A 1,835-nucleotide genomic window follows, 5' to 3' on the forward strand; every position below is an offset into this window, starting at 1 on the left:
TACAGGTTTGACCTGCCTCATTTTTAGTGATCTCCCTTGTTATTACTGGTTTTTCAAGCACCATATCCTTAGGTTCCACAAAATAGGTGATGTTCTCTGAGAAGATCTCATCACCTGCTTTTACCCTGGAAAGCAGTATAACCTCAGCGCTATTGTGTCCTTTCAATAGGGCTTTAATGCTATTACTATAATAAATACTACTGGTATTAGGCGCTATTCTAACTTGTTTTTCAATGCTGTTGATCACTTTCCCTTTAAAGTCCATGAGTACCAGTTCAAGCACGCCTTTTTGGGACTTCAATTTATCAGAAACAATATAAACGTCCACATGGGTATCTGATACTTTAGGTGTTACAAAAACCGGTGTAAACGCCTTTTTGGTCATATACTGTTGAGCCTTCCAGTTTTTATAGTAGTCCATACTGGACCAGCTTGCTACTGGCCAGCAATCGTTGATCTGCCAGAACAACGACCCCATACAATAGGGCATGTTTCTTCTATGCGCTTCAAGGGCTTCCTTAATGCCTTTGGCCTGCAATAACTGACTTACATATAAAAAGGACTCAAAATCTTTGGGATCTTTGTAGTGCGATTCCATATACTGCTTAATACGTAAATTACCGATCCCACTGCGTTGATGCGCTGCCATAACCTCAGACTCTATATCCCAATCGGATGCCACCGTATATTTCTTAACGGTTGAAAATTCCGGGAAGGATTGGAATCCGTACTCACTCATAAACCTGGAAATATACTTGTTAAACTCGGTAAAGGGATGCTTTTTGTGCCAGACTCCCCAATAATGATTATCTCCGGACCTGGTCTCATCGGTAGCTACCTGTTCGGGGCCAGCTGATGGTGATGACTTCCAGTAATCAATAAATTTCGTTTCAGAAGCTACGACCTTAGGCAAAATATCGTGGAATATTTTTTCATAAGCCGCCCAGATTTTATTTTGTTGTTCCCTCTGGTATGATCTTCTCCAGCCACCCCATCCACGGGAATGGTCGTATTCAGACCATGCTACCTCTATTTCGTTATTACCACACCACAACACAATAGACGGGTGGTTTCTTAAGCGTTTTACATTATCAATTGCTTCAGCCTTTATACTTTCCTGAAGTTCCGGAGTATCGGGATACATACTACAGGCAAACATAAAATCCTGCCATACCATGATCCCCTTTTCGTCACACAGCTCATAAAACACATCGTTTTCGTAAATACCCCCGCCCCAAACGCGTAGCATGTTCATATTGGCATCTACCGCCGAATTGATAACTGTTTCGTAGTCTTCCATAGAAACACGGGGAAGAAACAGATCGTTAGGAATATAGTTAGCCCCTTTGGAGAACACAGGCACACCGTTAACTTCAAAATAAAAGCTACGGCCATTCTTATCTTTATCTTCTTTCTGAACCAATTTGGCCGTTCTAACACCTACCTTGGTCGTTTTGGTATCTATGCGTTCATCTTCTAGATACAGCGACTGTTCTACCTGATATAAATGAGCTTCACCCAAACCACTTGGCCACCATAACTTAGGGTTTTTAATTGTAAAATCTGATGAGACCTTTTGAAGTCCGGGTTGCAAATGGGCCCGGGTTTTTGCTACTTGTTGTCCGTTAATAGTTGTAACTACTTCATAATTGCCGGCCTTACCCACATTAACGGTAACCTCGGTTAGCATGTCTGCTTCCTTACTTTTTATATTTTTGGTCACAATGTAACTGTTATCGATCTGTGCCGCGTTCCATGCATTCAATTGGATGGATCGCCAAATTCCGGAGGTCACAAAACGTGGTCCCCAATCCCAGCCATAGTGGTAGCCCGCC

At 42.2% G+C, this 1,835-nt stretch carries 1 protein-coding gene; it reads right to left on the reverse strand.

Annotated features, from left to right (window positions below):
• Positions 1-1,835 (reverse strand): beta-mannosidase (locus tag ABD792_RS19085; protein ID WP_345008179.1); only part of this gene is annotated, 1,835 nt, incomplete at both ends.

This window comes from Snuella lapsa, assembly GCF_039539345.1.
Taxonomy (GTDB): Bacteria; Bacteroidota; Bacteroidia; order Flavobacteriales; family Flavobacteriaceae; genus Snuella; species Snuella lapsa.